Annotated in this window: 7 protein-coding genes; 6 read left to right on the top strand and 1 reads right to left on the bottom strand. The window is 70.2% G+C overall.

The window, feature by feature from the left end:
* The first annotated feature begins 186 nt into the window (after positions 1-186).
* The 6 genes from GVN67_RS27280 (at position 187) to GVN67_RS27255 (ending at position 6,364) form a co-directional block, all read left to right on the top strand.
* A complete protein-coding gene (locus tag GVN67_RS27280) occupies positions 187-1,386 on the top strand; it encodes a PLP-dependent aminotransferase family protein (RefSeq protein ID WP_200845416.1) in 1,200 nt (399 codons plus the stop codon).
* A gap of 58 nt (positions 1,387-1,444) precedes the next feature.
* A complete protein-coding gene (locus tag GVN67_RS27275; RefSeq protein WP_160000463.1) occupies positions 1,445-2,125 on the top strand; it encodes an SCO family protein in 681 nt (226 codons plus the stop codon).
* A gap of 180 nt (positions 2,126-2,305) precedes the next feature.
* The gene (locus GVN67_RS27270) at positions 2,306-2,593 is read left to right on the top strand and encodes a hypothetical protein (RefSeq protein WP_408906367.1); all 288 of its coding nucleotides are present in this window, start codon (positions 2,306-2,308) and stop codon (positions 2,591-2,593) included.
* A gap of 190 nt (positions 2,594-2,783) precedes the next feature.
* The gene (locus tag GVN67_RS27265; RefSeq protein WP_160000461.1) at positions 2,784-3,785 is read left to right on the top strand and encodes a cysteine synthase A; all 1,002 of its coding nucleotides are present in this window, start codon (positions 2,784-2,786) and stop codon (positions 3,783-3,785) included.
* 126 nt (positions 3,786-3,911) lie between these two features.
* A complete protein-coding gene (locus GVN67_RS27260; protein WP_160000460.1) occupies positions 3,912-5,453 on the top strand; it encodes an acetolactate synthase large subunit in 1,542 nt (513 codons plus the stop codon).
* 605 nt (positions 5,454-6,058) lie between these two features.
* Complete coding sequence (locus GVN67_RS27255) at positions 6,059-6,364, top strand: YciI family protein (RefSeq protein WP_160000459.1); 306 nt, start codon at positions 6,059-6,061, stop codon at positions 6,362-6,364.
* On the opposite strand, the gene GVN67_RS27250 is transcribed toward GVN67_RS27255, so the two are convergent.
* Positions 6,365-7,171 (bottom strand): hypothetical protein, encoded by an 807-nt coding sequence (locus GVN67_RS27250; RefSeq protein ID WP_160000458.1) that lies wholly within the window; start codon positions 7,169-7,171, stop codon positions 6,365-6,367.
* Between the last annotated feature and the right edge of the window lie 263 nt (positions 7,172-7,434).

Here is a 7,434-nt window from a genome sequence, read left to right as displayed (position 1 = left end):
GGCCGAGTATGCGGGGGTGCCGGGGGCGCGGCTATGCGCCGCAGGCCGCCGCTGTCACCGGAGTGCCATTTTCGCGGGGGGCAGGGCCGGTGGCCGGCGCGATGCTGTCAGGGATGGCCCGCGCCGGACAGCGGGAAGGCCGCCGCTGCGCTATGCAGCGGGGAGAAACCCCCGAGGAACCGCCCCATGGATGCCGTCACCACCCCGCGCTGGGCGCAGCGCATGCAGCAGGTGCAGCCCAATGCCATCGGCGAGCTGCTGCGGCTGGGCGCCGAGCCCGGGGTGATGTCCTTCGGCGGCGGCTATCCCGATGCCGGGCTGTTTCCCATCGCCGGCCTGGAGGAGGTTTTTCGCGAGGCGATCTCCGGCACCGGCGGCGCCGCGCTGCAATACACGGTGGCCGAGGGCAGCCCGAAGCTGCGCGCCCAGATCGCCGCGCGGATGACCGCCGACGGCGCCGCCTGCGACGCCGAGGACGTGCTGGTGCTGCAGGGCGGCCAGCAGGGGCTGGACCTGCTGGGCCGGCTGCTGCTGGATCCGGGCGATGTGGTGGTCACCGAGGATCCGACCTTCCTGGGCGCCTTGATCGCCTTCGACCCCTGCCAGCCGCGCTATGCCGCCGTGCCGATGGACGCCGAGGGCATGGACATGGCGGCGCTGGAGGCGGTGCTGAAGGCGACCCCGCGCGCCCGGGTGATCTACACCATCCCCGATTTCCAGAACCCGACCGGCGTGACGATGAGCCTGCCGCGTCGCCTTCGCCTGCTGGAACTGGCGGAAGAATTCGACCTGATGGTGATCGAGGACACGCCCTACCGGCCGCTGCGCTTCGCCGGCACGCACCTGCCGACGCTGAAGAGCCTCGACCGTAGCGGCCGCGTCATCTTCCTCGGCAGCTTCTCGAAAATCCTGGCGCCGGGGCTGCGGCTGGGCTGGGCGGTGGCGTCGCGCCCGGTGATCGAGCGGCTGACCCTGCTGAAGCTCGCCGCCGACACGCAATGCAGCACGCTGAACATGGCGGCCGCCTCGCTGTTCCTGGAACGCTTCGACGTCGACGCCCATGTCGCGACGATCCGGAGCGCCTATGCGGAAAAGAAAGAAAAAATGCTGGGGGCGATCCGGCGGCATTTCCCGCAATCGGTCACCTGCACCGATCCCGAGGGCGGCATGTTCACCTGGCTGACCTTCCCCGAGGGTTTCGACGCCACCGCCTTCATGCGCGACCACGCGCTGCCCGAGGTCCGCGTCGCCTATGTGCCCGGCGCCAGCTTCTTCCCCGTCACGCCGCGGCCGAACCATGCCCGGCTGAGCTATTCCGCCCCCAGCCTGGACACCATCGAGCGCGGCATGGCGGCGCTGGGCGGGCTGCTGAAGCGGCATCTCTGAGCGGGGAGGGACAAAGCGTCCCCTCCCAAACGGCGCCGCATGCGCTAAACGGGGCGTCATGCAACGTCTCGTCCGCGCCCTGGTCCTGATCCTGATCCTCGGTCTCGCCGGCCTCTGGGGGGTGGCCTGGTTCGGTCGGCAGGATGGCGAGCCGCTGGCCGAGGCCTTCCTGCGCCAGGTCGCCTCGATCACCGGGGGCGAGGCGCCGGTGCCGGTCTCCGCCGGCGGCATGCAGCTGCCGCAAGGGCTGACGCTGGGCGGCGCCTGGTCGGCGCTGGACCAGGACGGCAAGCCGGTGACCCAGGCGAATTTCGACGACACGCTGATGGTCGCCTATTTCGGCTATTCCTTCTGCCCCGATGTCTGCCCGACCGAGCTCGGCTCGATCGCCGCCGCCGTGGACAAGCTGACCCCGGAGGAGCAGGCGCGCGTCACCCCCGCCTTCTTCACCGTCGATCCGGACCGCGACACGCCGGAGCAGATGAAGCTCTATGTGACGAATTTTCATCCCAGGATGGTCGGACTTACCGGATCCGTGACCCAGGTGGCCGAAACCGCACGCCGCTTTCGCGTTTTCTATTCGAAAGTGAACCGACCTGAAATGTCCGAATATCTGATGGACCACTCGTCCTTCATCTATCTGATCGGCCGGGACGGGAAGGTCCGCTCGCTGCTGCGGCCGCAATCCAGCCCCGAGGCGATCCTCGAGGCGGTGCGGGGCCAGCTGCGCCAGCGGTAAGGCGATACGCGCGGCTTTGTTAACGATATTAAGAACCTATTCACGGATCTGTGCATCATGCACTGCGTCGAGTAGGTTCACCGTTCAGCGAGTCGGTCCGACTAATGACCGCGGTCTTATGACGAAGGCAGGCACTGTGGAAAATCCCGGCGTGGCGGCAGCATGAGGAGCACGATGAAAATGGCGGATGAATGGTCCGAGGTGAGGACCGGCACGGAGACCCTGCGGCCTCCCACCCAGGTTGCGCCGAGGCATACCCGCCGCCTGTCGGACAAGATCCTGATCGCCTTCCATCAGGCCTGCGACCAGAGCGATTTCGAGGTGGCCGAGGAGCTGCTGCGGATCCTGGAGACGATGGTGACGCGGCGCCCGAGCGTGCCCGACCAGAACCGTCGCAAGAACATGGAGACGCTGGTGGCGGCGCATGAGCGGCTGTGGCTGCTGCGCCACCCGGAGCCGGGCAACTAGTTTCTCCACCACCCTGGCGCCCGCTGCCGGCGCCATGCGGCCTGAAGGCCCGGGGACCCCTGTCCCCGGGCTTTTTTACGTCTGACCACCGTAAAAATACCGCGCGACCGCGGCCCGCCCGGCCAATTGACACACGATCGAGCCGCGTGATTTTCTCCGCCCCAGGCCAGCGCAAGGTGAACACCCTCTGATGACGACGACGATCGCCGACGGCTTCTGGGGCGCGGTGGGCAACACCCCGCTGATCCGGCTGAAGCGCGCCTCCGAGGAAACCGGCTGCGAGATCCTGGGCAAGGCCGAGTTCATGAACCCCGGCGGCTCGGTGAAGGACCGCGCCGCGCTGGGCATCCTGCAGGATGCGGTGGCGCGCGGGCTGCTGGTCCCCGGCCAGCCCGGCACGGTGGTCGAGGGCACGGCGGGCAATACCGGCATCGGCCTGGCCCTGGCCGCCAATGCCCGCGGCTGGAAGAGCGTCATCGTCGTCCCCGAGACGCAGAGCCGCGAGAAGCTCGACTTCCTGCGCATGATCGGCGCGGACCTGAGGCTGGTCCCGGCGCGGCCTTTCTCCGACCCAGGCAACTACGTCCATGTCTCGCGCCGCCTGGCCGAGGAGATGGGCGCGGTCTGGGCCAACCAGTTCGACAACCTGGCCAATGCCGCGGCGCATGAGGCGACCACCGGCCCCGAGATCTGGGCGCAGACCGCGGGCAAGGTCGACGCCTTCACCTGCTCCTGCGGCACCGGCGGGACGCTGGCCGGCATCGCCCGCGCCCTGAAGGCGCAGAGCGAACGGGTGAAGATCGTGCTGGCCGATCCGGAGGGCAGCGCCCTGGCCCCCTGGGTGACCAGCGGCACGGTGAAGGCGACGCCCGGCAGCTCCATCACCGAGGGCATCGGCCAGGCCGCCCGCGTCCCCGGCAACCTGGACGGCGCGCCGATCGATGGCGCCGAGACCATCCCCGATGCCGAGGCGCTGCGCTGGGTGTTTTCCCTGTTGGTCGAGGAAGGCCTGTCGGTCGGCGGCAGCGCCGGGCTGAACGTCGCCGCCGCGGTGCGCGTCGCCAAGGCGATGGGGCCCGGCCACACGGTGGTGACCATCCTCTGCGACGGCGGCGCGCGCTACCAGTCGAAGCTGTTCAACCCGGACTTCCTGCGCGAGAAGAACCTGCCCGTCCCCGCCTGGCTGGGCTGACGCCGCGGAAAGCCGGGCGCCGCCCCGGCTTTTTTGCCGGCGCCAATCGCAAGGCGATACGGGCGGCCTTGGCCTGACCGGGCTTTGGCGCCACCCTCCCGGCAGACCGCCAAGGGAGAGACGCCGGTGAACGGAGCCGAAAGCCTGGTCCACACGCTGCTGAAGAGCGGTGTGGACGTCTGTTTTGCCAATCCTGGCACCAGCGAGATGCATTTCGTCGCAGCCCTCGACCGGATTCCCGGCATGCGCTGCGTGCTGGGGCTGCAGGAGAACATCGTCACCGGCATGGCCGATGGCTATTTCCGCATGTCCGGCAAGCCGGCCGCCACCCTGCTGCATTGCGGCCCCGGCCTGGCCAATGGCCTGGCCAATCTGCACAACGCCCGCCGCGCCCGCAGCGGCATCGTCAACGTGGTCGGCGACCAGGCCACCTATCACCGCCAGCACGACGCGCCGCTGACCGCCGACACCGAGGGCTGGGCGCGCGGCGCCTCCCACTGGGTGCGCACCTCGATGAGCGCTGAGCAGGTCGGCGCCGACGCGGCCGTGGCCGTGCAGGCGGCGCGCACCGCCCCGGGCCAGGTGGCAACGCTGGTGCTGCCCGCCGACACCGCCTGGAACGAGGGCGGCGCCCCGGCCGAGGCCCTGCCGGTGCCGACCCCTTCGGTCGCCGATCCGCTGGTGGTGCACAACATCGCCCGCGTGCTGCGCGAGAAGAAGAACGTGCTGATCCTGCTGGGCGGCGCCGCGCTGCGCGGCGAGGCCCAGGCGCTGGCCTGGCGCGCCGCCTCGGCGCATGGGGCGAAGCTGCTGGCCGAGGTGTCGAACGCCCGCATCTCGCGCGGCCAGGGCGCCTATCCGCTGGAGCGCGTGCCCTATCCGACCGATGCCGCGCTGCAGGCGATGTCCTGGGTCGAGCACCTGGTGCTGGTCAATGCCCGCGCGCCGGTCGGCTTCTTCGCCTATCCCGACAAGCGCGGCCTGCACTATCCCGAGAATTGCGAGATCCACGTCCTGTCGCGCTTCGAGCAGGATGCCGAGGCCTCGCTGCAGGCGCTGGTCGACGAGCTCGGCGCGCCGCCGGTGGCGATGCCCGAATCCGGCCCGCGCCCGGAGGCCGCCCGTGGCGCGCCGACGCCCGAGGGCCTGGCCCGCACGGTGGCGGCGGTGATGCCGGAAGGCGCCATCATCACCGATGAGAGCGTCTCCTTCGGCCGCGGCTTCTTCAAGGAGACCTTCGCGGCGCCGGCGCATGACTGGCTGCAGATCACCGGTGGCGCCATCGGCTGCGGCATGCCGATGGCCACGGGGGCGGCGATCGGCGCCGGCGGCAAGCGCCGCGTGATCAACCTGCAGGCCGACGGCTCGGGGATGTACACGCTGCAGGCGCTGTGGACCCAGTCGCGCGAGAAGCTGCCGGTGACCACCATCGTGCTGGCCAACCGCAAGTACCAGATCCTGCTGGGCGAGTACCAGAATGTCGGCGCCAATCCCGGCCCGACGGCGATGGGCATGCTGGACCTGAGCAACCCGACGCTGGACTGGGTGAAGCTGGCCAACGGCATGGGCGTCGAGGCGGCGCAGGCGACCTCGCTGGAGCAGGTGGCCGACCTGCTGGCGCAGTCCTGCGCCCAGGACGGGCCCTTCCTGATCGAGCTGGTCATCTGAAAGGTCGCGCTCCGGCTTGTTCGCAACTGCGGCGCCGGATTCGCAACTGGGATTCGCAAGAGGGGCGCCTTCAGGGGCGCCCCTTTCTCGTGGTCGCGGCCCTGGCGGCGGCGCCGGGCCGTTTCAGGTTTCTTTCCCGATCAAGGGCTTGGAGCGTTCCCGCCGGCGGCTTCCAATCTTTTTTGCGTGTGGCGGCACATCGCGCTTGACGGCAGGGCTGGGTGGGTCTTAATTGCGAATAACTCGCAGTTGCAGACGAGCGCTGGCGGAGGGCGGTTCACTACCGTCCCACCGCAATCCGGATCCCGCATTCTCCCCGGGCCTCCGCCGGCGCTTTTGAACTGCTGCGGGAAACCGGTCCTGGCCTGCAGGGGAGGCCATGACCGGGAGCGGACCGAGGGGATCGACCGTACTATGCGAACCGGTCGATCCAACCGCGCGGCACCTGAAGGGGGAAGCCGCTGGGTACTTGATTTGCACGCGGGCAGGGCGTGCAACCTCGGTCCGCGCCCCCTTCCTTTGATCGTCTTTCCGGTCGGGTGGGGTGGCGTGGATCGCGACAGCGTCTAGGCTGGCCGCGTCCAAGAAATTCCCCGAGGAAATCCATGCCCTATCTGATCGAGACCTGGGACAAGCCCGACCACCAGGCGCTGCGCCAGGCGACCCGCGCCGAGCATCTCGACTATCTCGACAGCGTCGTCGACAAGCTGCTGGCCTGCGGCGCCAAGCTGCAGGATGACGGCAGCGATGCCGGCGGCGGCTTCTACATCGTCGATGTCGAGACCCGCGCGGAAGCCGAGGCGCTGATCGGCGCCGACCCCTTCTCCAAGGTCGGGCTGTTCGAGCGCGTCACCATCAACCGCTGGCGCCGCGCCTATCTCGACCGCAAGAGCTACCTGCCGCCGCGGTAATCAGGCCTCTTTCGGCGCCAGGCTTTTCACCAGGCGCCGGCCCTTGCCCTCCAGCGCCGCGGCGCGCGCCTCCAGCCCCGCCGCGGCCGCCTCGTGGCGGTGGCGGCGGGCGGCGGCGGCCAGCGCCTGGTGCCAGCGCAGCGAGCGCGACCGCCGCCCGCGCAGGATCTGCCGCAGCCCGGCCGCGTCGCAGGCCCAGACCCGCTCCAGCGCCGCGCGCAGCACCTGCGGCTGGCCCAGCAGAAAAATCGACTGGCCCTGCAGGAAGGGGGCGGCGACCAGCGTCGCGCCGGCGGCGGCCAGCAGCGCGCCATGCGGCCCTTCGACGCTGCCCCAGGGGTCGTTGATGGCGGCGCTCCATTCCGCCAGGTCGCGGCGGTGCAGCCACATGTCGGGATGCAGGCTGGCGCTGAAATGCTGGCGGAAGCGGCGGTCCCAGGGGACTATGCCCGGGTCGATGCTGGCCGGCGGCGACACCGCCAGCGCCCGCTGCAGCCCGAGCCGCCGGCCATGCTTCAGCGCCGCATAGCCGCCCATGCCATGACCATAGCCCAGCCGCCGGCCGCGGCCGATGCCGGCCAGCGCCAGGGCGGCGCGGTGCATGCTGGCGGTGGGGTACCAGTTCTCCCGCTTGGCGACGATGCCCAGCGCGTCCAGCTCCAGCCGTTCCACCGCCGGCTGCGACCAGAAGCGCCCGGGCTCCGGCCGCGGCCCCAGCCCGCCGAAGGTCACCAGCGTGAAGTCCGAGGCGCCGGGCCGGTAGAGCGCCAGCAGCTCCTCATCCTCGTAGATCAGCTCAGGCGGCATCCTGTGTTCCAGCCAGACGGGGCACGCAGCTTAGCCGCTCCGGCGGCGCGAGGGCAGGGCAGGGCGAGAGGCAACCCAGAGCAGGGCCGCGCCGTTGCACCGGGCGAAAGCCGCCCCATCCGCGAGGGCTGGCGATGGATGGAGCTCACCGCATGCGACTGACCCCGCTTCTGCTCGCCGCCACGCTGATCGGCGGCCCCCTTTTGGCGCAGACCACCCTGGCGCAGACCACCCTGGCGCAGACCACCGCCACCACCCCGCCG

The organism is Roseomonas sp. 18066 (assembly GCF_902706185.1).
In the GTDB taxonomy this organism is placed as follows: Bacteria; Pseudomonadota; Alphaproteobacteria; order Acetobacterales; family Acetobacteraceae; genus Pseudoroseomonas.
Note: the sequence above shows the minus strand (reverse complement) of the source record. Positions and strands in the feature narration are given on the sequence as shown.

What these genes read in the sequence shown, in the direction of transcription:
- GVN67_RS27280 (WP_200845416.1), top strand. Translation starts at nt 187, where the DNA reads ATGGATGCCGTCACCACCCCGCGCTGGGCGCAGCGCATGCAGCAGGTG.
- GVN67_RS27275 (WP_160000463.1), top strand. Translation starts at nt 1,445, where the DNA reads ATGCAACGTCTCGTCCGCGCCCTGGTCCTGATCCTGATCCTCGGTCTC.
- GVN67_RS27270 (WP_408906367.1), top strand. Translation starts at nt 2,306, where the DNA reads ATGGCGGATGAATGGTCCGAGGTGAGGACCGGCACGGAGACCCTGCGG.
- GVN67_RS27265 (WP_160000461.1), top strand. Translation starts at nt 2,784, where the DNA reads ATGACGACGACGATCGCCGACGGCTTCTGGGGCGCGGTGGGCAACACC.
- GVN67_RS27255 (WP_160000459.1), top strand. Translation starts at nt 6,059, where the DNA reads ATGCCCTATCTGATCGAGACCTGGGACAAGCCCGACCACCAGGCGCTG.
- GVN67_RS27250 (WP_160000458.1), bottom strand. Translation starts at nt 7,171, where the DNA reads ATGCCGCCTGAGCTGATCTACGAGGATGAGGAGCTGCTGGCGCTCTAC.